Below are 25,422 nucleotides of genomic sequence, written 5' to 3'. Positions count from 1 at the left end.
GGCTGGGGTGGGGGCATGCATTGTTGACAGAAAACAGGACCGAAGCGCCGGGCGCAAGCTCAGTCGGCGTTGTGCTCGCCGCTGCGGCCGGCGACCACCTCGCGCAGCCATTTGCGATGGTGCTTCCAGGCCCAGCCGCCGGTGACCGAGCCGCGGGTCATCGCGCGCACGGTGCCTTTGACCCAGATCGCGGCATAGACGTGGACGATCCAGATGCCGATGATCACCGCGGCGCCGGCCGCATGCAGCAATGCGGCAAGACGCTTCTGATCGATCGTGGTGTAATCGCGGAAATACGCATCCCACATGATCAGGCCGCTCGCGAACAGCAACAGGATCAACAGCGTCATCCCCCAGAACACGATCTTCTGCCCGGCGTTGTAGCGGCCGACTTCGGGCAGGTTTTCCTCGCGGTCCGCCAGCACGTCGGCGATCCGGCCCATCCAGGTGCTGTCGCTCCGCTCCCACAGATTGTGCCGCCAGAATCTAAGGAAGAGGCCGGTGAAGCTCACCAGCAGCACGACCCCCAGCCAGGGATGGATGATGCGCGCCCACACGCCGCCACCGAACAAGGAGGAGAAGAAGAACAAGGCCGGATGGAAGAACGACATGCCGCTCAGAGCGAGCAGGATCAATGTCATCGCCGTCAGCCAATGGTTCGCCCGGGCCCAGGCGGTGTAGCGGCCGACCGTGTTGCGCGCGCTCATGCGTCGTATCCGTGCTGGACTCGATCCGCCTTCGCCTCGTCCTCTTCCTCGACCTCGTTCGGTCCCTTGGTCACGTAGTGGAAGAACCCGGCGAGCGCCGTCAGGCCCAGGCCCACCAGGGCCAAGGGCTTGGTGACGCCCTTCCACAGCTCGACCAAGGGGCTGATGCGCGGATCCTTGGGCAGACCGGCATAGAGCTCGGGCTTGTCCGCGTGCTGCAGCACATACATGACATGAGTGCCGCCCACGCCCTTGGGATCATAGAGCCCGGCATTGGCGTAGCCGCGCTCCTTCAAGTCGGCGATCCGAGTATCGGCATGGCGGATCATGTCTTCCTTGGTGCCGAAATAGATCGCCTGGGTCGGACAGGCCTTGGCGCAAGCCGGCGCCTGGCCGACCGCAACGCGATCGGAGCAGAGCGTGCACTTGTAGGCCTTCTGATCCTTCTGGGAGATGCGCGGGATGTTGAAGGGGCAGCCGCGCACGCAATAGCCGCAGCCGATGCAGTTCTCCGAGATGAAGTCGACGATGCCATTGGAGTATTGCACGATGGCGCCCGGCGCCGGACAGGCCTTGAGGCAGCCCGGATCGGCGCAATGCATGCAGCCGTCCTTGCGGATGAGCCACTCGAGATTGCCGTTGGCCTCGGTCTCGGTGTAGCGCATCACCGTCCAGCTGTTCTCGGTGAGGTCGGCCGGGTTGTCGTAGACCCCGACATTGAAGCCGACCTCCTCGCGGAGATCGTTCCATTCGAGGCAGGCCGCCTGGCAGGCCTTGCAGCCGATGCATTTGGAGATGTCGATGAGCTTCGCCACTTCCACCGTCTCGCGCACGCTGGGCTGCGGCGTGGTGGTGGCGGAGCGGCGCTTGATGTCGAGGGTTTGCAAGCTGGCCATGGCGCGCCTCCCTAGCTCACTGCCGAAGCGGGCAGCTTTTCGATGTCCACCAGGAACGCCTTGTATTCCGGCGTCTCGATATTGGCGTCACCGACATAGGGAGTGAGCATGTTGGGGCCGAAGCCCTTGCGGGTCTGGCCGGTGAAGCCCCAATGCAGGGGTATGCCGACCAGATGCACGTCCTTGCCGTCGATCTTGAACGGCTTGATGCGCTTGGTGACCACGGCGACCGCCTTGATGCGGCCGCGGTTCGAGCGCACCTGGACGCGCTCGCCGTTCTTGATGCCCTTCTGCGCCGCCAGCGCCTCGCCGATCTCGACGAACTCCTCCGGCTGCAGAATGGCGTTGATGCGCGTGTGCTTCGACCAGAAATGGAAGTGCTCGGTCAAACGGTAGGTGGTCGCGACGATCGGGAAGTCCGCGGCCTTGCCGAAGACTTCGAGATCGCCCTTGAACACGCGCGCGACCGGATTGGGCCCGACCTTGGGATGCAGCGCGTTGGCGACCGGCGCCTCGAATGGTTCGTAGTGCTCCGGGAACGGCCCGTCCCGCATCATGCCGCGGGTGAACAGACGCGCCGTGCCCTCCGGATTCATGATGAACGGGCCCATGCCGTCTTCCGGCTTGGAGGTGATGACGAAGTCCGGCACATCGATGCCGGCCCAGCGCTGGCCGTTCCACTCGATGAGCTTGCGCTTGGGATCCCACGCCTTGCCCTTGGAATCGGCGGAGGCGCGGTTGTAGAGGATGCGGCGATTGGCCGGCCAGGACCAGGCCCAACCCGGGGTGAGCCCGGCATCGGCCGGGTCCGAGGTGTCGCGCCTGGCCATCTGGTTGCCGGCGGGGGTGTAGGAGCCACAATAGATCCAGCAGCCGCAGGCGGTCTTGCCGTCGTCGCGGAGCTCGGCGAAAAGGTTCAATTGCTGGCCGGCGGCGAGAATGACCTTGGTCGGGTCCTTGGGATCGACCACGTCCTCCAACACCGAGCCGTTGATCTCCCGGGCGATCTCGTCGGGTTGCGGCTCATCGCCCCGCCGGTAGGGCCAGGTCAGATTGACGATCGGCTCCGGTAAGGCGCCGCCCTCCTTGCCGTAGAGTTCGCGCACCTTCAGCTGCAGCCGGGCCATGATCTGGATGTCCGACATCGCCTCGCCCGGTGCGTCGGCGCCCTTCCAATGCCATTGCAACCAACGTCCGGAGTTGACCAGGCTGCCGTCTTCCTCGGCGAAGCAGGTCGTCGGCAGACGGAAGACCTCGGTCTGCACAGAGGCGGATTCGATGTCGTTGTACTCGCCGTGGTTCTCCCAGAAGCTCGCGGTCTCGGTGGCGAGCGGGTCCATCACCACGAGGTATTTGAGCTTGGCTAAAGCCGCCCGGACCTTCGCCCGGTTGGGGAACGACATGAGCGGGTTGAAGCCCTGGCAGAAATAGCCATTGATCTTGCCCTGATGCATGAGCTCGAAGGCACGGAGGATGTCATAGCCGACATCGAGCTTCGGCAGCCAGTCATAGGCGTAGTCGTTCTCCGCGGTGGCGGCCTTGCCCCACATCGCCTTCTGGAAGCTGACGAAGAACTTGCCGTAGTTCTGCCAATAGCTGAGCTGGCCGGGGCGCAAGGGCTTGAACTGCCGGGTGGACATATAAGTGGCGCGATCGACCTCGCGATCGCCGGGCAAGGTCAAGTAGCCCGGTATCAGGTTGCTCATGAGGCCGAGATCGGTCAGGCCCTGGATGTTGGAATGGCCGCGGAGCGCGTTCATGCCGCCGCCGCGCACTCCGATATTCCCCAAGAGCAGCTGCACCATCGCCATGGTGCGGATGTTCTGTGAGCCCTTGGAGTGCTGGGTCCAGCCGAGCGCGTACATGCTGGTCATGACCCGATCGGGCGTCGAGGTTGTGGCGATGAGCGCCCAGGCTTCGGCCAGCTTGTCCTTGGGCGAGCCGGTGATGCGCTCGACCATCTCGGGCGTGTAGCGGGCGTAATGCGCCTTCATCAGCTGGTAGACCGAGCGCGGGTTCTGCAGGGTCTCGTCGATCTTGACGTAGCCCTGCTCGTCCAGCTGGTAGTCCCAGCTGGAGCGGTCGTAGTCACGCTTCTCCTCGCTATAGCCGCTAAAGAGCCCGTCGGTGAAGCTGTAGCCGTCCTTCACCAGGTAGGAGGCGTTGGTGAACGACTTGACGTATTCGTGCTGAATCTTGTCGTTCTGCAGCAGATGATTGATGAGGCCGCCGAGCCAGGCGATGTCTGTGCCCGGCCGGATCGGCACGTAAAGGTCGGCGACCGCGGCCGAGCGGGTGAAGCGCGGATCGACGACGAGCAGCTTCGCCTTGTTGTGCGCCTTCGCCTCAGTGACCCATTTGAAGCCGCAGGGATGCGCTTCGGCGGCATTGCCGCCCATGATGACGACGAGGTCGGTATTCTTGATGTCCGCCCACAGGTTCGTCATCGCGCCGCGACCGAATGTTGGGGCCAGACTGGCCACCGTCGGTCCGTGTCAAACCCTCGCCTGATTATCGAAGACGACCATCCCCATGCTGCGTACGACCTTGTAGGTCAGAAACGCGGTTTCGTTCGAGGTGGCGGAGGCGGCGAGGAAGCCGGTGCTGAGCCAGCGATTGACGGTGGCGCCGTCATTATTTTTGGCGATGAAGTTCTTGTCGCGGTCTTCCTTCATGAGCTTGGCGATGCGCTCCACCGTCCAATCCCAGGAGACGCGCTTCCACTCCTTCGTGCCCGGCGCCCGGTACTCTGGATACATGAGCCGGGTCGGCGCCTTGATGAAGTCGATGAGCGCCGCACCCTTTGGGCAGAGCGTGCCGCGGTTGGTCGGGTGATCCGGATCGCCTTCGATGTGGACGATCGAGGCCTTGGCGTTCTTCGAGCGATCGCCGATCGAATACATGATGACGCCGCAAGCGACCGAGCAATACGGACAGGTGTTGCGCGTCTCGGTCGTGCGCTCGAGCTTGAACGGTCTGACGTCGGCCAGCGCGTCCTTGGGCGAGAAGCCGAGTGCGGTCAGCGTGGAGGCGCCCAAGGCGCTACCGCCATAGCGGAAGAACTGCCGGCGCGTGACTTGCAGCATGGTCATCGCGGTTCACTCCCCATAAAGGCCATCGCGGCCGCCCCCGCGGGTCGGAGGTCTTGTTCTTGCTTTAGGTCTCCAACCAAGCGATCGGCGGAGCCTATGTAAAATTGTTAGTAATCTTACGTTTAGGGGCGCGTGACCGTCAAGCGCACGCACCCTAGAATTGCGCCACAGCGGCAGCAGAATTTAAGGCTAATACTGGACAAACCTTGCCCACGCCAGAAATCGTCGATCCTGCCCACGCCTTTTCCGATCTCCTCCTTGTGGGCGGCGGCCACAGTCATGTGGAAGTGCTGCGTCGCTTTGCGATGGCGCCCGAATCGGGGCTGCGCCTGACCTTGCTCGCCCGCGAGGTCGAGGCCCCCTATTCCGGCATGCTGCCGGGCCTGATCGCCGGTCACTACCGCTTCGAGGACGCCCATATCGACCTGAGGAGGCTGGCAATGGCCGCCGGCGCCCGCATCGTCCAGGGCGAGGCCGTCGGGCTCGATCTCGCCCAGCGACGCCTCCTGATCCAAGGCCGCTCACCCATTGCCTTCGACCTCCTTTCCCTCGACATCGGCTCGCGCCCGTCCCGCTCGGGCATTCCCGGCGCCGCCGAGCACGCGCTTTCGATCAAGCCCGTCGACCGATTCCTCGCCAGCTGGGCGCGAATCGAGGGGATGATCCTCGCCGAAACCCGGCCGGTCCGGCTGGCCGTGGTCGGTGGCGGCGCCGGCGGCGTCGAGCTCTCACTGGCGCTCCAGCACCGGCTCCGACCCGAGCTCGCCGGCAAGGGCGGCGACCCGGATCGGGTGAGCTTCGTCATCCTCACCGATCTGCCGGAGATTCTGCCGGGCCATCCCGACGGCGTGCGCCGCCGCTTCCGGCGCGTGCTGGCGGAACGCGGCATCGCGGTGATGACCGATCAACGCGTCACCCGCCTCGAGGCAAAGCGTCTCATCACCGCTTCGGGCGAGGTGATCCCGTTCGACCATGCGTGCTGGACCACCACGGCGGCACCGGCGCCGTGGCTCGCCGCCAGCGGGCTCGCCACCGATGCCGGCGGTTTCGTCGCGGTCGACGACACGCTCCGCTCGCTCTCGCATCCCTTCGTCTTCGCCAGCGGCGATGCAGCCGCGATGGTGAACCACAATCTGCCCAAGGCCGGGGTCTATGCCGTCCGCCAGGGGCCGCCGCTCGCCCAGAATCTGCGGCGCGCCGCCTTCTCCCGGCCGCTCATCCGCTATCGGCCGCAGCGGCACTTCTTGAGCCTGATCTCCACCGGCAACCGATACGCCGTCGGCTCGCGCGGTGCCTTGGCCTGGGAGGGCGCCTGGGTCTGGCGGTTCAAGGACTGGATCGATCGGCGCTGGATGGCGATGTACCAGCACCCGGAGCGGATGGCGGCGGGCACCATGGCCCAGGCGCCCATAGCCATGGCAGGCCGGTCCACGGCGGCGGCGATGCCGGCGATGCGCTGCGGCGGCTGCGGAGCCAAGCTCGACGGCGGGCTCTTGGCCCGGGTGCTCGCCCGCGTGGCGCCCAAGGGCCACCCCGATGTGGTGGTGGGCTTGGCCGAAGCCGACGATGCGGCGGTGGTGGCGGTGCCGCAGGGCAAGCTCCTGGTGCAGAGCGTCGACTTTTTCCGCGCCATCGTCGACGACCCCTTTCTCTTCGCGCGCATCACCGCCAATCATTGCCTGGGCGATCTCTATGCCATGGGGGCGGAGCCGCACACGGCACTCGCCATGGCGACCTTGCCGGTCGGCCCGGAATCCTGGCAGGAGCGCGATCTGGAACAGCTCCTGGCCGGTGCGCTCGCGACGCTCGGCGATGCTGGGGCGAGCCTGATCGGCGGCCATAGCGGCGAAGGCGCCGAGCTCGCCTTCGGCCTCAGCGTCAACGGGCTCGTCGACCGAGACCGCCTCACCCGCAAAGTCGGTCTGGCACCCGATCAGGTGCTGGTGCTGACGAAGCCGCTCGGCACCGGCACCCTGTTCGCCGCCGCCATGCGCGGCAAGGCGAAGGGGCGCTGGATCGAAGCGGCCCTCGCCTCGATGCTGCAGTCGAGCCGTGAAGCGGCCGGCGTGCTCAGGCGCCACGGTGCGCATGCGGTGACCGATGTAACCGGGTTCGGACTGGCGGGTCATCTTCTGGAGATGCTGCGGGCATCATCCCTCGACGCCGAGCTCAGCCTCGGCGCCATCCCGGCGCTGGAAGGCGCCCTCGAGACGCTGGACGCCGGCATCGCCAGCACCATGGCCCCCAGCAACCTCAAGCTCGGCGTCGCCGTCGAGGATCGCACCAGCGCGACAAACCGGGCCGCGACTGCGCTCCTCTACGATCCGCAGACGGCGGGTGGACTCATCGCGGGCATTCCCCTGGAATCGGCGGATGCCTGTCTCGATACGCTCCACCAGGCGGGCTACGCGCAAGCGAGTGTGATCGGCCGCGTGGTAGCCCGTGCGGGCGACAGCGCTGCAATCACGCTCGTTGGCTAGCCCTGCTCGCGAGGGTGACCCGCATGCGGCAATCCACGCCTGTCCCTAATCCCGTGTCTCACACCCGGGGAGGGTTGGGGAGGGGGTGGAACCACCGTCGGTCCGCTCTTCGCGGCCCCGACCCCAAAGTCCACCCCCGAGGTGCAGTCCACTCCATCGCTGTCCCACCCTGCGCGTGCCCGGGACTGGGACACCGGGACAGCGCACCCGCACCGACCGTAAATAATTGCTACGTCGAGAGGATTCCGGCCCAATCGGCTGGGACAGGAAGCCGCTCGCGAGCGCCCTGCCTAGCGCGCGCGAGGGCGCGAGCGCGGCAAACGGCGAGTCGCTTAGGGAGTGAACTCATAAACACGCCCTAGGGCGGCTTGCCAGAGCCTGCTTTGGATCACTAAACGGCCGCCACCCGCGGCAAACGGCGAGTCCGGAATGTGCCAGGAGCGGCCATATGCGCCCGGCCCAGTATTGAGATTGCGGTCCAAATTGTGATTGCGGTCCAAGTCGGAAAATCCCCGCACTCCAATGTGATGTCGATCAGCCTGTCTGCGAGTGAAGTCCGCAGCGACGCCTACGGCAGTCGACGCATCTCGGACTCGGCCTCGTCCAGCCGGAACCGCATGTCCATCTCACGGTACATCGTCGTCGCGGCGGCAAGCTGGTCACGAGCCCGATCCCGCTCGCCCGTGCGCCGGTAGAGCTTGCCGAGGCCGAGGTGGCAGTGGGCGACGAGGGGGCGCATTCCGAACTCCTCGGCGAGCGCCAGCGCGTCACGGTAGTGGCCCTCAGCGTGCTCCGGGAGATCGCGGCGGGCGTTGACCTCGCCGAGGAGGCGAAGGGCCATCGCCTCGTGGCCGCGTTGGCCGCACTCACGGGCGACGGTCAGGGCTCGCCCGGCGCATTCGTGAGCGTCCTCGAGCCGGTCGGCGAGGATGTACGCTTCGCCCAGATACATCAAGAATTGCGGCTGGACGATTCCGTACCGCATAGCCTGACTGACGCTCAGCGCCTGCGCCATCAACGGGATGCCCTCAGCAATCCGCCCCGAGAGCGCGTAGGCATAGCCAAGCCTCGCCGTGTGTACCTCGACGGTCAGGTTCCACTGGCGCCTTGGTTCCCGCCCGCGTTCAAGCAGGTCGACGGCGCGGCTGATCTCTCCCTTGGTGATGTGGAGACTGGCGAGACACAGGCGCACGTTGGTGAGACTGTAGGGGTCATCCAGCGCTTCAGCGAGACGGATGCCTTCCTGGCCGTGGGCGATCCCTTCCTCGAACTTTCCCTGCGCGGCGAGAGTCAGAGTCAGATAGGAGCGGACCCTCTCGGCAGAACGTCTGTCGAGGCCAAGCTGTTGATCGCCTTCGAGCAACCGCAAGACTTTCAGGAGAAGGTCCTCGGCCCGTCGATAGTCTCCCATCCACATGCAGGCCGCACCTAGGTAGAGATTTCCCGTCACCAGGAGCGGAACGTCTCCGAGCGACTCGGCAATAGCCTGGGCGCTCTCGCCGAACGCGACCGCTTCCGTCGGATGCCCGGTCATCCAGAGGTTGTGGCACATATAGACGGACGTCTCGCCGAGTCGACGTTGATCGTCGAGGGTCCTGGCCAGGCCCTCGGCTTCACGAAGATAGCCGACGATCCGCTCGAACTCTCCGAGCTGCAGGAGCGAAGTCCTCAGGTCAAAGCGAAGATCAATGGCCTGCTCCAGCCTCTCGCGGGCTTCCGGCAGCGCCTCGAGGAGATGCAGTGCCCGCTCGAAGAATTCCACAGCCTCGCGGTTGGCCGCTCGCGCGTACGCAAGCCGACCCGCCTTGAGCCAATAGCTGATCGCCTCACCGGCAAGCCCGGCCTCGGTGAATTGGTGGGCGACGACCTCGGGCAGGGTTTCGGCCATCGCCGGGAACCGCTCGACCAGCACTGTGGCGATGCTCGCATGCAACTGCCGCCGCCGGCTCTTCAGCATCGTGGCGTAGGCGGCGTCCTGCACCAGCGCGTGCTTGAACGAGTAGGTTGCATCCGGCGGCGCGCCGCGCCGGGAGACGAGGCCGGATTCCATCAGCCGCGCGAGCGCCGCCTCGAGGTCCTTAGGCGCCAAGTCCGACACCGCGGCGATCAGCCCGTGGGAGTACTCCCGTCCGATCGCGGCGCCGATCTGCGCCACATCCTTGACCGGGCCAAGCCGGTCGAGGCGAGCGACCAACGAAGCCTGCAGTGTCATCGGCAGGGCGAGCGGCGGCAGCGGTCCGTCGAGCACATAGCTGTCCGTCGTCTCTCGCAACAGCCCGCTCTCGATGAGCGTGCTGGTCAGCTCCTCGATGAACAGCGGCACACCATCCGTGTGCGCAAGGACCTGCTCGACGACTGCGTCGGGCAGCGCCTTGCCCTTGGTGATGCCGGCGATGATGCTGGCGCTGTCGCGACGGCCAAGGCGGCTCAAGGGCAGCATCGTAACGTGCGGCTGGCCGACCCAGCTTGGCTGCAGCTCCGGCCGGACCGTGACGACCAGCAGCACCGGCAAGTTGGCGACACGGTCCACCGTTCGATCGAGCAAATCCTGCGATGTCGGATCGATCCAGTGGACGTCCTCGAACACGATCAATACGGGGCCCTCAGCCGCAGCGCCGTCGAGCTGGTCGAGAAGCGCCGTGAGCGTCATCTCTCGCTTCTGCTGCGGGCTGACCGGCAACGCCGGGTAGCGCCCGTCCGCCGGCACCCCCAGCAGCTCGGCAATGAGCGCCACGTCGCGTGCCGCACTGGTCGTCGTCGGCGTGAGCAGGGCCTCCAGCCTGTCGAGCTTCGCTCCGGAGTCGCTGCCGGGCTCGAAGCGCGCCGCTCGCTCGAGCTGCGCAATGAACGGGTAGAGCGCGCTATGGGTATGGTGGGGAGAGCAGAAATAGCGAAGCCGCGCATACGGCTCGCCCTCGAGCCTGGCCAGCAGGCTTTCGGCGATGCGCGACTTGCCGATGCCGGGCTCGCCGGAGAGCAGCACGATCCGGCCCTCGCCGCGCTTGGCCTGATCCCAACGGCGAAGCATGAGGTCGATCTCCTCCTGCCGGCCGACGAGCGGGGTGAGCGCGCCTGCGCGCCGCGCCTCGAACCGGCTGACGCCGGGCGCTTCGCCCAGCACCTGCCACGCCTCCACCGGCTCGGCCAGCCCCTTCACCTCGATGGCCGGGAGCGCGCGACAGTCGAACATCGATCCCACCAGCCGCCGCGTGCTGGCCGCGATCACGATCTCGCCCGGCGCTGCCGCGGCCTGCAGCCGCGCTGCCAGGTACGGAGTCTGGCCGATCGCAACCGGCTTGCGTGCATCGCCGGTCTCCGACTTGTCGCCGACGACGACGAGACCGGTGTCGATGCCGGCGCTTGCCTGAAGGGTCATGCCGGAGGGCGCTTTCAGCGTGCCCGCCGCCTCGAGGACGGCGATGCCGGCGCGCACGGCCTGCTCGGCGTCATGCTCGCGCGCCGTTGGGTAGCCGAAATAGACGAGCACGCCATTACCCAGGTATTGGGCGACGAATCCGTCGAACCGGGCCACCGTATCGGCGACACGTTTGTGGAAGGCGGCGATCAGATCGTGGATGTCCTCGGGGTCACGGCTTGCCCGACGAGGATTTGTGCCGACCATGGTGCAAACCATGATCGTCAACTGGCGCTGCTCGAGGCTGCCCGAGCGGACGGTGCCCGCAAGCGATGGCTCATCGCCCCCAGCTGCGGGGTTCTCGGCGTTTACAGTCGGCTCAGGGTCTCTGACCGCAGGCGATCTCATCAGCTTCTGTGTGCTGCCAAGCGCGGCGACGAGCGACTTGGTTAGCGCATCGGGTTCCGTCTGCAGCTCGCGTTTGAGCAGCACGGTAAGGTCCTGATAGTGCTTGAGCGCTTCGGCCTGGCGTCCGGCGGCGGCCAGCGCTTGGATGGTCAGGCGATGGGCATCCTCGCGAAGGTTATTGATCGCCAGCGCACGATGCGCCGCTTCGAGCGCCTTGTCCGCGAGACCCGCCGCCAGCTCGATCTCCCCGGACCTGACCAGGGCATCGAGCGCCAATCCCTCCAGCCGCTGCCGTTCGCCGGCCACCCAATCCGCCCAAGCCTCTTCCGCTATGGTCACATCGGAAAGCAGGCGACCATGGTAGAGGTCGCCTGCCGCGGCGAGAGACGCACGGCTGCCGTCGCCGATCAACGCCTCGAGCCGGGCCACATCGCAATCGATCACACCCGGCGCCAGCCGGATGTCATCGCCGTCGCTGCTGAGGGCATCGTCGCCCAGCGTTCGCCGCAGCCGATAGAGCGCCTGACGCAGGTTCTGCTGCGCCTGGGTCTCGAAATGCGAGCCCCAAAGCAGGGTCGCCAACTTCTCTCGCGATTGCGGCGCGGGCGCCGTGCAGGCCAGGTAGGCCAGCAGGCTGGAGAGCTTTTTGCTGCGCAGGTCGACGGGTCCGCTCAGCCCGCTTAGCTCGAAACGACCTAGAAGCGCCAGCCGGTATCTCGGTAGCGGCAAGCCCCCCACCTGCGCCCCGTCGTTTCACCTTCGGGACCCTTTCTCGATCGTACTATCCGCATTTTTCACGAAGTTGCGACAGGTTTTACGCAGCAATAACGCGCCGCTCACGCTGAGACTTACGGCGACAGGCTCCAATAGCAGTGGAGCGGCCCGGGACACCTCAGGCCGAACGCTCCTCGAACGAAGGAGGAACTCATGCTCAGTCGCCCCCTTGCTGCGGGACTTTGCACACTCATGCTCGGCGCCGCGACGCTATACGTCGCACAGCAGTCGGCATCCGGTCTGGCTTCCGCCCCGGAGCGCCAAGGCACCCAGGTCGCCGGCACCCTGTCCAATGCCCAGGGAGCCTCCCCTCCCGCTCTTCGCAGGGTCGATATCCAACCCAAGGACTACCTGACCCGGCCCGAGCAGCTGGCCCTCATGGACGCGTCTTGGCAGCGCTGGCGATCTCTCACCGACTTCTGACACCCCAGGGCGACCTGGACCGGCCTCTACGAGCCGGCGCGGATTCTTACCAAATCGGAGACGCTCACATGAACACGCTCGTTACATCGCAGGACTTCACCGAGTCGCAGAACAAGTTGGGCCTACTACGACGACTGTTGCGCGCCCTCGTTACCATCTGGTCCTCGCCGCGCGGTGAGGGAGACTGGGAGGCCAGAGCACGCGGCCTCTAGCGGGTGAGCATTCCAATCCGCAAGAATCGGCGAGAGGCGCCGCAACTCAGTTCACAACCAGTAAGCGCGGAGGGACGGCGCAAGCTAGTCGATAGGCCATTGCGCCGTTCGCCACGCATTCTCGCAAACCGAACCTCGCAGGACCGTCGTCATGACCCTATCCGAACACTTGTCAGGCACCGACGCCGTACCGCTCAGCAAGACGGCAGCTTCGCTCTCCAGTTCGATCAAGCAACTCTGTCAGCACGTCAGGACATGGGTGAACGGCTGCGTCGATTACTGCGCCGCTGCGGCTCTCTATGACCAACTCATTCGGCTTCCCGACGCCGAGCTTCACAACCGAGGGCTTTCGCGCGACACCCTATTCTCGGATGTCTGCGAATGGGAAATCGGTGCGCCAGCTTCAAGCGGATTGCACCGAACGGACGAACGCGCGAGACCCAACGCAGGGGCTTGCCATGCGAGGTGACCGCAATCTTCAAACCACACCAATTTACGTTTGATTAGTGGGTGACCGGAGTCGGCTTAGGGTCAATTACGTCGATCGACTGATCATGCCGATCTGTCCGCTTGACCCCTAAAAGCGGAAGGCCCCGCACGAGGCGTTTTCCACCCGATACGACAAGCTCGCAGCCAACAATCTTGCCTTCATCAGGCTTGCGCCGCGGCTTTATGAGTCCAAGCCCTAATCCGCACCCTTGAGCGGTGCGATTCGGCCGACGACCGATCGCCGGCGGACTTGCACGACCGTGCCGATGGTCAGCACCAGGAGACCGGCGATGAGCACGAACACGCCGCGGGGCTGGCCGTGGTCGATGAGCCAGCCGAACAGCAAGGGTGCCACGGAAGAGCCGAGGTCGAGGCCGGAATAGACGAAGCCGAAGACCTTGCCGGCCGCCCCCGGCGGCGTGGCGGCGCGTACCAGCATGTCGCGCGAGGGACCGGTCGCCCCAACCGCCGCGCCGGACAAGGCGATCAGCGCCACGGTCGAGACGAAGGTTGGGTCGAATCCTGCGATCACCAGCATGAGCGCCGCCGACACGCTCATGCCGGAGACGGCGATGAGATCGTGCCGGGATGTGCGATCGGCGAGCACGCCGCCCACGAGCACGCCCCCGCAGCTGCCGATGAGGTAGGCGGTCAGGGCGGTGGTCGCGAGCCCGATCGGCACCCCGTAGAGCTGGGTCAGCGCGGTCACCGAGAAGGTCTGAAAGCCGATCCCGGCCATGGCGCTCAAAATGAAATAGCCCAGCGCCATGACGATGGCCGGGGTGGCGAGCAGTGCCGCGAAGCCGATCGGCCGACCGGGCTTGCCGGAACTCTCCCGCCGGGCCTGGGACTCGGTTGCGAGCCGCTCGCCGAACCGCATCAGGACCACGAGCGCCACGAGACCAAGCGCGCCGGCGACCAGCAGGGCGGCGCGCCAATTGTAGAGCGCCGCCACGCTGCCGACGACGACCGGCGAGACGGTGTAGCCCAAGGTGCCGGCGAGCCCGTGCACGCTATAGGCGCGGCCGAGACGGGTCTTGCCGATTTTGGTCGACAGGATGGCGAGGTCGGCCGGATGAAAGACGCTGTTGCCGATGCCGGCCAGCACCGCCAGAGGCAGCAGCATCCAGAATGCCGACACCAGACCCGAGAGCGCCACTGAGCTCGCCAACAGGCCGAGCCCCAGGAACATCAGGCGGCTCGCCCCGTAGCGGTCGACGAGGATGCCGATGAAGGCCTGGCAGAGGCCCGACGCGGTATAGAACGCGGTCACCACCAATCCCAGCGCTGTGTAGCTCACATCGAACTCGAGGCGCAGCAGCGGGAACAAGGGTGCGATCGCCAGCTGGAAGAAGTGGCTGAGGAAATGCGCCGAGCCGACGAGACCGATGACGATCGTATCGCGGCGGATGGCGGCGGCGGTGTCGACCATCGTTCAGCCAGCCCGCGTCTTCGATTCCGCCAGCACCGGCAGCACCAGATGGGCCGCGCGCTTCTTATCGAGATAGAGCGTGTTCAGCGCCTTCTCCATGCGCGTGTGCCGGCCAAGCTTCTCGCCGGTATTGGGGTTCACATCGAAGCGCGGGAAGTTGCTGGAGGCGATGTCGAGCCGGATCCGGTGTCCGGCGGCGAACTGGTTGGCGATCGGCGGCAGCTTGATGGTGAGCCGGACGGGCTTTCCCGGCTCCAGCAGCACCTCGCGCTTGAAGCCCTGGCGAAACCGGAGCCTGAGGATGGTGTCGGCAAGCGGCAGGTGAAAGCCTTCGGGCCAGTCGGGATTGGCCGGACAGACATCGATGAGCTTGGCGGTGACGTCGGTATCCGGCGCGGACGAGCTCAGCCAAAGCTGCAGCTCGATCAGCCCCGCGACGGTGACCGCCTCAACCAGCCGGGGGCTCTCGAAGACGAGCACGTCATGGCGCTCCGAAAGGAGCGGATAGGGCGGTCGGCAGCCGACATGGCCCTGGCGCTCGCGCTGATGCATGGGGCCATCGGGCACGACCGAATGCATACGCGCCCGGGGCGAGACGTAGCTCTTGTCCATGCCGTCGGGCAGCGTCACCCATTCGAGGAATCCGGAGACCGCCCCGCCGATGGTGGGCACGGGATTCTCCGGGTCATGGGTCCAGGAGACTGACGGCTCGTCGGCCCCGGGCGGCTCGGTCGAAAGCCCGCCGCCCGAGCTGAGATACCAGGATTGCGCCTTGGCCGGGGGCGGCCAGGCAGAGGCTCGATGCCACTCACCGCCGTGATCGATGCGGCCGGCTTCGGTGCGCCGCCCGCTGCCGCCGCCCATGACGAAGAAGCGGACCGGCGGGTCCTTCTCGACCCCGGTCTGCAAGTCCTTCAGCCAGCGGTCGAACCAGCGCAGCCGCGCGGCGTTGTAGACGCCGTAGCCCCACGCGGCGTCCTTGCCGAAATCGACCTCGACCACGAAGGTGCCGCCGCCGCGCATGGCGGTGTGGTTCCAGGGCCCCGCGATGAGGCGCTGGGTCGCCTTGTTCTGCTTGGCCAGATGCTGGAATTGCTCGGTCACGTCGGCGACGAAGGGGTCGTACCAGCCGCTGGAGAAGACCGCGGGAATGTCGGCGAAGCGCTTCCAGCGGGTCTTCTGCTCCATCGCCTCCATGCCCCACCACTCGTTGTGGGCGCCGTCATAGGTGTAGTGCGCCAGCACCCGCTCGAAATTCGGGAGCACGGAGAGGGGCGAGTGGCCGGGCTTGAACGGCATCTTCATGAGCTCGTCGCGGATGTTTTCGACCGCACTCTCGATCCGCCGCTGCGCCACCTTATCGTCGCGGATCTCCTGAGCATCGTAGCCATGGAGGAAGAGGGCCGCGAACATGTGCAAGGACTGGGCGCCGCCTTGGCGCGCCTCCCAGTCGAAGGCGCTGGTCGGCGCCACGTCGACCCAGAGTGCCTTGAGATGCGGCGGGCGGTGGAGGGCCGCCACGTTCTGCACGATGCCGCTGTGGGAGCTGCCGACCATGCCGACGCGCCCATTCGACCAGGCCTGGCGGGCGATCCACTCGATGCTATCAAAGCCGTCCAAGCCTTCCTTGGGATTGGCGGTGTGGGAGTATTCGCCGGTCCCCTCGGAGTGGCCGCGCCCGCGCAGATCCTGGATGGCGACGGCATAGCCGCGCCGCGCGAAGAACATGCCGACCGGCTCCACCTGCATCACCGGGTTCGACTTGTCGTAGGAGGTGCGCGTCAGGATGGTCGGGAACCGGCCGGGTGCCGGCGCGCCGTCGGCCAGCGCCGGGCGATAGATGTCGGTCGCCAAGCGCACGCCATCGCGCATCGCCACCATGACGTCATGGGCGACGATGACGCCGAATTCCGGCTTGGATGGCCTCGAGGTAGGTTTCTTGGACGCCACGTGCCGAGGATCCCTATCTACTTGAAATTCTGGGCACGCCGACCCTCACCCGCCTCGCTCGCGCTCGGCACCCTCTCCCGCGATGCGGGAGAGGGGCTACGAAGGTCTCGCTCTTAAGCCCCTCTCCCGCCCAGGGAGGGTCGGGGAGGGGGTGCGCCGCACCCCCTCCCAAATTCCACCCCAGGCGGGAGAGGGAGGGACCCGCGTCAGCGCGGGAGGGTGAGGGTCTGCTGCAAGCAGTCGCTTGCTTGTGACTCTATGTACGAACAGCGTCAGCTCTTGTAGTCCGGCTCTTCCTTGTCGAGGATCCGCCGCCAGGCATCGAGGGAGAGGCGGGCATCGACCCGTTCGCTCCAGGCGCCGCGGTGGCGCCAGCGCAGATGATCGGCCTGCTGGCGCAGCTTCAAGCCGGTCCACATGGCACGGAGCTGATCGCCGCAGGTGTTTTCGGCGACGGCAAGCTCGCTGAAGGCATCGGCCACGGTCGGACCGACCACGGTCACGCCATGATTGGCCATGACCAGAATGGTCTTGTCCCCGAGTGCCTGGGCGATGCGGTCGCCCTCTTCCCAATCACAGGCGGGGCCGGTCATCGCGTCGTCATAGGCGATCCGGTCGTTGAAGATGAGGTTGTTGTGGTGGGCAAGCGCGAAACGCCCGTCCTCCAGGAGAGACAGGGCGGTGATGTTGGGCGGATGCACGTGGAGGCATGCCTGCGCGTTCGGGTTCGCCTTATGGATCGGCGCATGAATGTGATAGGCGACCTCGCGGATCTCGCCCTTGCCGCGCACCACCTTGCCGGCGAAGTTGGCGACGATGAGGTTGCCGGCGGTCACCTCGCAAAACAGCATGCCCCTGGGATTGACCAGGAACTCGTCCGTGCTGCCGGGCAGCATCAGGCTGTAGTGGTTGCCGATGCCGCGGTTCCAGTCGAAGCGGAAGGTCAGGCGAAAGACGGCCGCAAGGTCGGTGCGCAGCTGCCATTCCAGCTGCTCCCGCTTGTCGACCTGGCGCAACGCAGTCATGGCACCCTCGTAATGTTTCCCATTGGAAAGCAGTTTACCGGTCTTGGCGCCGGAGCGGAATGGGCTCGATTGCGTCCCAAGCAAGGCCAGCCCAGACATGCGAAGGGGGACATGACGTCCCCCTCCGTTGGGTCTCAGTGCCGTTCGTCTATTCGAACCAGGTGTCCCACATCCGGGGAATGCGGTAGGGAGCGAAGCCCGCGACATTCGCCCGGCAGGCGAAATAACGCCCGAGGTCGCCCACCTTGATCGCCGGCACGAACTCGAAGAAGCGCTTCTGGAAGTCGGCGAAGGCCTTCTTGCGGTCCTCGAGCTTGAGGGCGCTGTTCAGCACCTGGTTGGCGCGCTGCAGCTCCGGATCGGAGACCCATTGCGCGCCCTTGCCGTCATTCTCCGTGGTGAAGAACGAGGCGACGTTGTAGGGCCCCTCATAGGGCTCGATGCCGAAGCCGAGGGTCCACATGTTCCAACCCTCCGGCTTCAAGCGGATCTGGAAGGCGGTCGGCCAGTCGACGACGTTCAGCTTGATGTTGAGCCCAGCCTTCCTGAGCTGCTCGGCGGCAACCACGCCGGTGTCGTTGTGGTTCTTGATCGTGCTGTCGGTCAGCACGACGATCTCCTCGCCCTTGTAGCCGGCCTCGGCCAGCAAGGCCTTGGCCTTCGCCACGTCCTTGACGTTGTAGAACTCCTTGCCGACATCGCCGGCGAAGTAGGTCGAGCCCGGATGCTGCCAGCCATGGGTGAGCTGGTAGAGGCCGTCGCCGGCGATTGCCAAGATCTCCTCGTCGTCGAGGATTGCCTGGATCGCCTGGCGCACCTTGATGTTGGCCGTCACACCCTGCGAGGCGTTCATGATGATCGTCTGGTAGGCCCAGGGGATCGAGGGATAGAACTTGATGTTCTTGTTGCCAGATTCAGTGATGCGCTTGTATTGCGGAGGCAGCACGCTGTCGACGCAATGCACCTCGCCCGTTTCCAGGGCAGCCGTGCGAGCGCCCGCCTCCGGAATGTGGCGGATGGTGACGGTGTCGAAATAGGCGGTCTTCTTGCCGCCGAAGCCGTCGCGCTTGGTGTAGTTGGTGTTGGCGCTGTAGCCGTCGAAGCGCTTCAAAGACACATGGCTGTCGGGCTTGTACTCGACGAACTGGTAGGGCCCGGTGCCGATATGGTTGATCTGGCCGCGCTCCTTGCCGCCCTCGGAGGCGGGCATGATGCCGGCCGGTGCCCGCGGGCTCGACAGCAGCTCGACGAAGCCCGGCACGACGTTCTTCAGCTTGACCGTGACCACGTATTTGCTGGTGGCGGTGATGGAGTCGACCGGCTTCATGATCGGCGCGCTGCCGCCCACCTTGGCGTAGCGCTCGAGCGAGGCCTTGACGTCCTCGGCGGTCATCTCCTGGCCGTTGTGGAACTTGACGCCCTCGCGCAGCGTGAAGGCGTAGGTGAGGCCATCTTCGGAGATATCGACCTTCTGGGCCAGGTCGGGAATGGCGGCGGTCTTCTCGTCGCGGGCGTACAGCGTCTCGATCCAATGCAAGGAGACATTGCGGCTGGCCTCGGCGGTCGAGGCCTGGGCGTCAGTCAAGGGCGGCGCCGATTGGTGCGCCACGATGACATTGCCGCCCTTCTTCTGCGCCGATGCCGGCGCGGTCGCCAAGACCACCGCCAGGACGCTGGCCACGCTGACGATCGCCAACCCGCCCCGATGCTTCGATGTCATTTCACGAGCTCCCCTGCTGGATGATGCGGTTTTGCCTCAACGTTAGAGGCGGCCCTGCCCGAACGCAACCCGATCGTAAAATTGTGATCGGATCGGAAACCGCCCCGGGGCCGGCCGGCGATTTCGCCTTAACTGCAGACCGCGCCGATCTGCTAGGTTGCCGGCCCCCATGACCGCCCGCCGCCGGCCGGGGCGGGTCAATCCATTCCCATAGAGCCCGAGGAGGCTTCGATGAAGAGCATAAAGCAGCGCTATCGCGACAACCGCCGCAAAGGCAAGCTTGCGGCCAAGCGCCGGCGCCAGCGCAACCGCGCCCGCCAATAGCTGCTTCAGCCCTGGCGGCCTAGCAATTCCTTGAGCGCCCGGTCGAGAAACTGGAAATCGGCCGGGTTCTGCGCCGGATTGCCGGCGCGGTGGCCCCAGATGGAGGGGATGGGCCTCAGCTCCGCATGGGGCATGTTGGGAACCTCGAGCGCGTTGTCGGCGACCGTGAAGTAAAGGTCGGTCTCCGAGGGCATGACGAAGGCGAGCGCCTTGATCGCCGCCAGCGCCCGCTTCAAATCGCCGTTGTAGAGCTGGTTCTGGCTGATGTCGGCGTATTGCCAGGTCCACAGCATGGCCAAGAGGTTGTTCGCGTCGCGCTTTAGGAAGTTCCCTTCCCAATTGCTGACGAGGAAGTCCTCGAGCGAGGAGAAGCCGATTTTCTTGTAAAGCTCCTCGCGGTAGAAGGCCTGGGACAGCCCCCAGCCGGCATAGACCCGGCCCATGGCCCGCAGCCCCCGCACCGGCGTTTCCCAGAACCAGCCGTCGCGCCAGGCGGCATCCGCCGTCAGCGCCGCCTTCACCCCTTCGAGGAACACGAAATTGTGGCGCGAGCATCGGGCCGCACCGCAGATGACGGCGATGCGCTCGACCATGTCGGGGAACAAGGCACCCCAGTGAAAGGACTGCATGGCGCCCATGGAGAAGCCGACCGCGAGCTTGATGCGCTCGACGCCGAACACCTCCGTCATCAGCCGATGCTGCAGGCGCACATTGTCGTGCATGGTGACGTTGGGATAGCGGCCGCGATCGAAGGGGGAGGCGGTGTTGCTGGGCGAGGAAGAGAGCCCGTTGCCCAGCAGATTGGGGATGACGATGAAGTAGCGGCTGGGATCGAGCGCGTGTCCCTCCTTGATCAGCCACTCCGTGTCGTAGTGCTGGGCGCCGTAGGAGGTGGGATAGACGATGGCGTTCGACTTGTCGGGGGCAAGGCTGCCATAGGTCTTGTAGGCGAGCTTGGCGCCGCGGAGCGTCAGGCCCGATTGCAGCACCACGTCGCCCGCCTCGAAAGTCTGATAGTCGGCCATTCGCCACTCCGCTTGAAGGTTCGATGAACGCTGGCTTCGTGGAGAGTAGGCACGGGCTGCGTTGCCGCGGTCAACGACAAGCTCCAGGGATCCGGGCGAGATAGCTCCGGACCGTGGCCGCGGGATCGCGGGCCCGCATGATCGGCCCCATCACGGCGAGCCCCGCGGCACCGGCGCTGACGCACGAAGCGGCCGAGCCAGGCATGATCCCGCCCAGCGCGATCACCGGGCAGGACGCCCTTCGGCAGGCGTCGCGGAGCCCGTCCAGGCCGAGGGCGGGCCCGTATCCGGGCTTGCTGTCGCTGGCGAAGATCGGGCTCAGGCTCACATAGTCGGCGCCTTCCGCCGCCGCCCGGACGGCTTCGGCCGGCGTGTGGGTGGAGATGCCGATCACCGCCCGCCGGCCCAGACGATGCCGACAGAGGGCGATGTCGCCTCCCTGCGGCAGATGCACGCCGGCAAGGCCGAGCGCGGCCGCCGCCTCGACGTCGCCATGCACGAACACGGCGGTGGACGTCGGCCGGGCAAGCTCGACCAGGCCTGCCAACAGCCCAAGACGATCGTCCGGCGGCAGCGCCTTTTCCCGGAGGCTGACCCAGCGCGCACCGCCCAGAATGGCCCGGGCGATCGTGTCCACCAGCGAGCGGGGCGACGCCTGCGCGGCGTCCGTGATCACCATGAGCGGCGGCTCCGGCAGAGCCGACGGATTGCCGCTCACGAGCCGACCAAGCCCAGCTGCGGACTCGACGGCTCGGCGTGCGAACGCTTGGGAATGCGGCCGGCACGGCGCGCCTGGCGCCCGGCGATCACCGCCTGGCGCATGGCATCGGCCATCAGGCGCGGATCGGCCGCCTTAGCGACTGCGGTGTTCAAGAGCACTCCGGCGCAGCCGAGCTCCAGGGCGAGTGCCGCGTCGGAGGCGGTGCCGATGCCCGCATCCAGAATGACCGGAACCGGGCTGCGCTGGGCCAAGAGCTCGATGGCGAAGGGATTGGCGATGCCGCGCCCGGAGCCGATGGGAGAGCCCAGCGGCATCACGGCGGCGGCGCCGAGATCGGCCAGCCTGAGGCAGAGGACGAGGTCGTCGCTGCAATAGGGCAGCACCACGAAGCCGGCGCGCACCAGCGTCTGAGTCGCGCCGAGGAGCTGCTCCATGTCGGGCCACAAGGTCTCGCGGTCGCCGATGATCTCGAGCTTGACCCAATTGGTCTCCAAGGCCTCGCGCGCCAGCTCCGCGGTCAAGACCGCGTCCTTCGCGGTGGCGCAGCCCGCGGTATTGGGCAAGAGCCGATAGCGGCCGCCGAGCGCGTCCACCAGGCTCTCGGCATAGCCCTCGAGGCTGATGCGCCGGATCGAGACGGTGACGATCTCCGCTCCGCTCGCCTGGATCGCATCCAGCATCAGCTGCTGGTTGGGATAGCCGGCAGTGCCGATGAGGAGGCGCGAGGCGAAGCGCTCGCCGCCGAGCTGAAAAGGGTCATCCATGGACGCCATCATCCCCCCTGGCGCGGCGCTACGATCTCGACGGCATCGCCGGGCTCGAGCCGTGCGTGCTCCCAGTCGCTGCGCTTGATCACGCTGCCGTTGACCGCGACCGCAAGGAACCGGCAAGCGGGATCGATGCCGCGGCGGCGCAGCAGATCGGCGATGGTGCCGATGATCTCGGATTCCAGCTTGCCGTTCACCTCCAAGGACGCAGTCGTCATGCCGTTCTCCTGTCCGCTGGCGGCGCCGATCGGCGGTTGAAGCGATCGATGGCAAAGGGACGGATCGCCTCGGCGAGCCTGCCCTCGAGCACGAAGGTGGCGATCAGAGAAGCGGTGATCGGCGCCAAGAGGATGCCGCTGCGATGATGGCCGCAAGCCAGCACCAAGCCCGGGATCTGGCTCGGCCCCAGGATCGGCGCATCGTCAGGAGAGCCCGGGCGGAAGCCGACCCAGGTTTCCTGGATCGGCAACTCCTCGAGGGCGGGCAGCGCCCGCCAGGCGCCGTCGAGGAGTGCCAGCAGGCCGCCTGCCGTCAAGGACGGCTCGAAGCCGCGCTCTTCCACCGTGGCGCCGACCAGCAGCCGCCCGTCGCCGCGGGGCACCAGATAGGCGCGCGGCGCCCAGACGACATGGCGAAGGAGCGGGGCGGCCTTGTCCATGCGGAGCGCCAGCATCTGTCCCTTGACCGGACGCACCGGCGGACGGGCCGGCTCCGGCAAGCCTGCAATCTCTCTGGACCAGGCGCCGGCGGCGAGCACCACCCAATCGGCTGGGTGGAGTCTGCCGGCGACGACGACGCCGCTTGCGCGACCGGCTTCGATGTCGATCGCCTCCACCGGCGCCTCTTCGTGCAGCCTTCCGCCGGCCAGACGAAACGCGCGGGCCAGCGCGGTTACCACCAGGCGATTGTCGACCTGGCCGTCCCCAGGGCTGAAATAGGCCGCGGCCAGGCGCGGATTGAGATGGGGCTCCAGCTCCAGTGCCGCATCCCGGGCGAGCCATTCGAGCTGGACGCCCTGGCGACGCTGCAGCTCGAAGGAAAACCGGACCTGCTCGGCCTCGTCGCGGGCGAACGCCACCACCAGCGTCCCCGCCTCGCTAAGACCGACGTCCATGCCGGAGGCGGCCTCGAGCCCACGGGCGAACGCGGGCCAGAGCTCCTGGCTCAGGCGCGCCAGGGGCAGCAAGGACTCTTCACCAGGCTCGGTCTCGACCCCGGCGGCCAGCATGCCGGCCGCGGCCCAGCTGGCGCCATGCCCGGCGGTGCCGCGTTCGAATATGTCGACCGCCGCTCCGGCCTCGGCCAGGCGCCAGCCGATCGCCAAGCCGATGATGCCGCCGCCGAGGATGGCGACGCGGCCCGCCGCATGCGCAGATTGACCCGGAGCTTCGCTCAAATCGGCTCCCTTCGCTGGCATGACCCAGGCAGGTTCGATGGGTGTGCTCTCAGCCGCGCGCCATCGGCGCACGGCACCCCAGCCGTCTTCAGTTCAGCAGTGATCGAGGCCCCGCGCAAGCGGGTTCGACGGTGTGCGCGATCTTGCGCCCGATGCCGGCGGCTTGGTCCAGGATCCGGCGGTGCCCCGAGAAATGTCGATTGAAGACGGCCTGCCGCAGGGACGACAGATCGAAAGAGAGGCCTGGATCTCGGCCGATTTGAAGATGCTCCCGGATCAGGGCAAGATCGTTCCACCACCATCGGGCGGGGAACGAGAATGCGGTGGTTTGGGATGCGGCGTGCGGCGATCGGCCCGGCGTTAGTGCTCGTCGCCGTCGTTGCGCAGGGTCCGGCGTGGTGTGAGGAAGTGCCACCAAACGGCGGTGGCGAAGGGCCCAAGATCGAGGATGAGCTGTCGCCGGCGCAGAGTGAGGCAATTCAGGCCAGGATCAATCGCAACATTGCGACGCTTCAGCGCCAAGGGGCGATCGCACCTCCGGCCGCGATCAGCGTCGTGCAGAATCTGGGCTGGCCGCTTCGGCTCGCCACTGGCCGGAAGAATTACGGCTATGCCGACCAAAGCAATTTCGTTGATCTCAGCCCATCCATAGGCCCCATCCTCGACTACAATTGCGGCACACGCTCCTACAACAATCCAAACGGCTATCACCACGCGGGCACCGATTTCGGGCTGTGGCCGTTTGGATGGCTGATGATGGCAAGCAGCGATGTGCGGATCGTCGCTGCCGCGGCCGGCGTGATTGTCGCCAAGGACGATGGGTACGACGACCAAAGCTGTGGCCGTTTAGGAAATCTGACGGCGAACGCCGTCTATATCCGGCACGCCGACGGTTCGGTTGCTTGGTACCTGCACATGAAAAAGGGCTCGGTGACGACCAAGCCGGTCGGTGCATCGGTCGAGATGGGCGAGTTTCTAGGCTTGGTTGGCAGCTCGGGAAACTCCACCGGCCCTCATTTGCATTTCGAATTGCACGATTCGGCCGATAACGTCATCGAGGCACACTCCGGCCAATGCAACACATCGACATCGTCTTGGGCGGTGCAGCCGCCCTATTACGACAGTGCGATCAATCTGATCGCCACCCAATCGGCGCCACCGGTGTTTCCTGCCTGCCCAAAGGTGGAAACGCCGAACTTCAGCGACCAGTTCCAGCCAGGTGCCACCGTCTACTATGCCATCTACCTGCGCGAGCTGCAGGCGGGCCAGTCGGCTTCGTTCACCGTGCTCGACCCCGCCGGAAATACTGAGCGCGCTTGGACCTATACGTTTCCCACGACGTACACCGATGCCTACTATTATTGGTATTACCCGCTGCCGAGCACGGCCACGACCGGGACTTGGGTTTTCCAGGTCGCCTACAATGGCCAGGTCTACGCGCATCGCTTCACCGTAGGCGCCACCGCCGCCGCCATCGATCCTCAATCCGGCTGGTGGTGGAATCCCAACGAAAGCGGACGCGGCTTCTCGATGGAGCGGCGCGGCAACAATCTCTTCCTATCGACGTATCTTTACGCCACCGACGGAACCGCGCTCTGGCTCGTGTCCAGCGGCGCGCTCAGCGGCAGTACCTATAGCGGGACATTGCAGCAATACGCCGGCGGCCAAACGCTGGATGGCTCCTACCAGGCCCCGACATTGCTCGGCTCTTCCGGAGCGATCAGCATTGCCTTCGCAAGCCCGACCACGGCAACGCTGACCTGGCCCGGCGGCACCATTCCCATTCAGCGGTTCGACATCGTCAGCGGCGGGGTCGCGACTGGTCCCACCAACGATGCGCCGGAGACCGGCTGGTGGTGGAGTGCGGCGGAGAGCGGTCGCGGCTATTTTGCCGAAATACAGGGATCGACCCTGTTCCTCAGCACCTACATGTACAACGCCGCCGGCCAGCCCGTTTGGTATGTCACGGAAAACACGCTGACCGCTCCGCTCACCTATCAAGGACGGCTGCTGGAATATGCAGGCGGTCAGGCCCTGACCGGCTCCTATCGATCGCCGTCGCTCGCCGGCGACCGGGGTGCGGTCGTGGTTCAGTTCACCAGCGACACCGACGGAATACTGACGCTGCCGAATGGGCGGCCGATTCGTCTGACGCGGTACCGGTTCTAAGCGGCGTGGCGGATGTCCGGTGCGGGGGCACCGGTCGAGACTGCGCACGGCGGCGCC

15 protein-coding genes, 1 pseudogene and 1 riboswitch are annotated in these 25,422 nt (G+C 66.1%); of the genes and pseudogenes, 3 read left to right on the top strand and 13 right to left on the bottom strand.

All coding sequences use genetic code 11. From position 1 onward, the window contains the following. Window positions 1-59: 59 nt before the first annotated feature. Genes HY058_21840 through fdnG form a run of 3 tightly spaced genes read right to left on the bottom strand, consistent with a single transcriptional unit; the run spans window position 60 to window position 4,689 of the window. Complete coding sequence (locus HY058_21840) at window positions 60-707, bottom strand: formate dehydrogenase subunit gamma (protein MBI3499949.1); 648 nt, start codon at window positions 705-707, stop codon at window positions 60-62. Continuing rightward, the gene (gene fdxH / locus HY058_21835; protein ID MBI3499948.1) at window positions 704-1,603 is read right to left on the bottom strand and encodes a formate dehydrogenase subunit beta; all 900 of its coding nucleotides are present in this window, start codon (window positions 1,601-1,603) and stop codon (window positions 704-706) included. Before fdxH ends, HY058_21840 begins: the two co-directional genes overlap by 4 nt. A gap of 11 nt (window positions 1,604-1,614) precedes the next feature. Beyond that, window positions 1,615-4,689: a formate dehydrogenase-N subunit alpha gene (fdnG, locus tag HY058_21830; protein MBI3499947.1), complete on the bottom strand. Its 3,075-nt coding sequence runs from the start codon at window positions 4,687-4,689 to the stop codon at window positions 1,615-1,617. Window positions 4,690-4,943: 254 nt separating this feature from the next. On the opposite strand from fdnG, the pseudogene selD reads away from it, so the two are divergent. Next, window positions 4,944-7,175, top strand: a pseudogene (selD, locus tag HY058_21825) (selenide, water dikinase SelD). Window positions 7,176-7,743: 568 nt separating this feature from the next. On the opposite strand, the gene HY058_21820 reads toward selD, so the two are convergent. After that, entirely contained in the window at window positions 7,744-11,676 is a 3,933-nt protein-coding gene (locus HY058_21820; GenBank protein ID MBI3499946.1) for an AAA family ATPase, read from the bottom strand. Between the two features lie 189 nt (window positions 11,677-11,865). Between HY058_21820 and HY058_21815 the strand changes: the two genes are divergently transcribed. After that, window positions 11,866-12,135, top strand: coding sequence for a hypothetical protein (locus tag HY058_21815; protein MBI3499945.1), 270 nt, complete (start codon window positions 11,866-11,868; stop codon window positions 12,133-12,135). Window positions 12,136-13,032: 897 nt separating this feature from the next. Here HY058_21815 and HY058_21810 read toward each other — a convergent pair. The 9 genes from HY058_21810 to thiO form a co-directional block, all read right to left on the bottom strand. Beyond that, window positions 13,033-14,268 (bottom strand): MFS transporter, encoded by a 1,236-nt coding sequence (locus HY058_21810; GenBank protein ID MBI3499944.1) that lies wholly within the window; start codon window positions 14,266-14,268, stop codon window positions 13,033-13,035. A 3-nt stretch (window positions 14,269-14,271) separates the two neighbouring features. Beyond that, window positions 14,272-16,218, bottom strand: coding sequence for a CocE/NonD family hydrolase (locus HY058_21805; protein MBI3499943.1), 1,947 nt, complete (start codon window positions 16,216-16,218; stop codon window positions 14,272-14,274). Window positions 16,219-16,490: 272 nt separating this feature from the next. Continuing rightward, window positions 16,491-17,243 carry a class II aldolase/adducin family protein gene (locus HY058_21800; GenBank protein ID MBI3499942.1) on the bottom strand — a complete coding sequence of 251 codons (753 nt, stop codon included), beginning with the start codon at window positions 17,241-17,243 and terminating at the stop codon, window positions 16,491-16,493. A 148-nt stretch (window positions 17,244-17,391) separates the two neighbouring features. Then, window positions 17,392-18,963: an ABC transporter substrate-binding protein gene (locus HY058_21795; GenBank protein MBI3499941.1), complete on the bottom strand. Its 1,572-nt coding sequence runs from the start codon at window positions 18,961-18,963 to the stop codon at window positions 17,392-17,394. A 329-nt stretch (window positions 18,964-19,292) separates the two neighbouring features. Continuing rightward, the gene (locus HY058_21790) at window positions 19,293-20,312 is read right to left on the bottom strand and encodes an alpha/beta fold hydrolase (protein MBI3499940.1); all 1,020 of its coding nucleotides are present in this window, start codon (window positions 20,310-20,312) and stop codon (window positions 19,293-19,295) included. 70 nt (window positions 20,313-20,382) lie between these two features. Then, window positions 20,383-21,009, bottom strand: a complete 627-nt coding sequence (locus tag HY058_21785; GenBank protein ID MBI3499939.1) for a thiamine phosphate synthase — start codon at window positions 21,007-21,009, stop codon at window positions 20,383-20,385. 17 nt (window positions 21,010-21,026) lie between these two features. Next, the gene (locus HY058_21780) at window positions 21,027-21,797 is read right to left on the bottom strand and encodes a thiazole synthase (protein ID MBI3499938.1); all 771 of its coding nucleotides are present in this window, start codon (window positions 21,795-21,797) and stop codon (window positions 21,027-21,029) included. A gap of 8 nt (window positions 21,798-21,805) precedes the next feature. Continuing rightward, on the bottom strand, window positions 21,806-22,018 hold the full coding sequence (thiS, locus tag HY058_21775; protein ID MBI3499937.1) for a sulfur carrier protein ThiS: 213 nt from the start codon (window positions 22,016-22,018) through the stop codon (window positions 21,806-21,808). Beyond that, entirely contained in the window at window positions 22,015-23,217 is a 1,203-nt protein-coding gene (gene thiO / locus HY058_21770; GenBank protein MBI3499936.1) for a glycine oxidase ThiO, read from the bottom strand. Before thiO ends, thiS begins: the two co-directional genes overlap by 4 nt. After that, a riboswitch (TPP riboswitch) is annotated at window positions 23,186-23,287 on the bottom strand. (Overlaps the previous gene by 32 nt.) A gap of 242 nt (window positions 23,288-23,529) precedes the next feature. On the opposite strand from thiO, the gene HY058_21765 reads away from it, so the two are divergent. Beyond that, window positions 23,530-25,365, top strand: coding sequence for a peptidoglycan DD-metalloendopeptidase family protein (locus HY058_21765; GenBank protein MBI3499935.1), 1,836 nt, complete (start codon window positions 23,530-23,532; stop codon window positions 25,363-25,365). The last annotated feature ends 57 nt before the right edge of the window (window positions 25,366-25,422 follow it).

The sequence above is a fragment of the Pseudomonadota bacterium genome, assembly GCA_016195085.1.
Lineage (GTDB): Bacteria > Pseudomonadota > Alphaproteobacteria > SHVZ01 > SHVZ01 > JACQAG01.
This window is presented reverse-complemented; position numbering and strand designations above follow the sequence as displayed.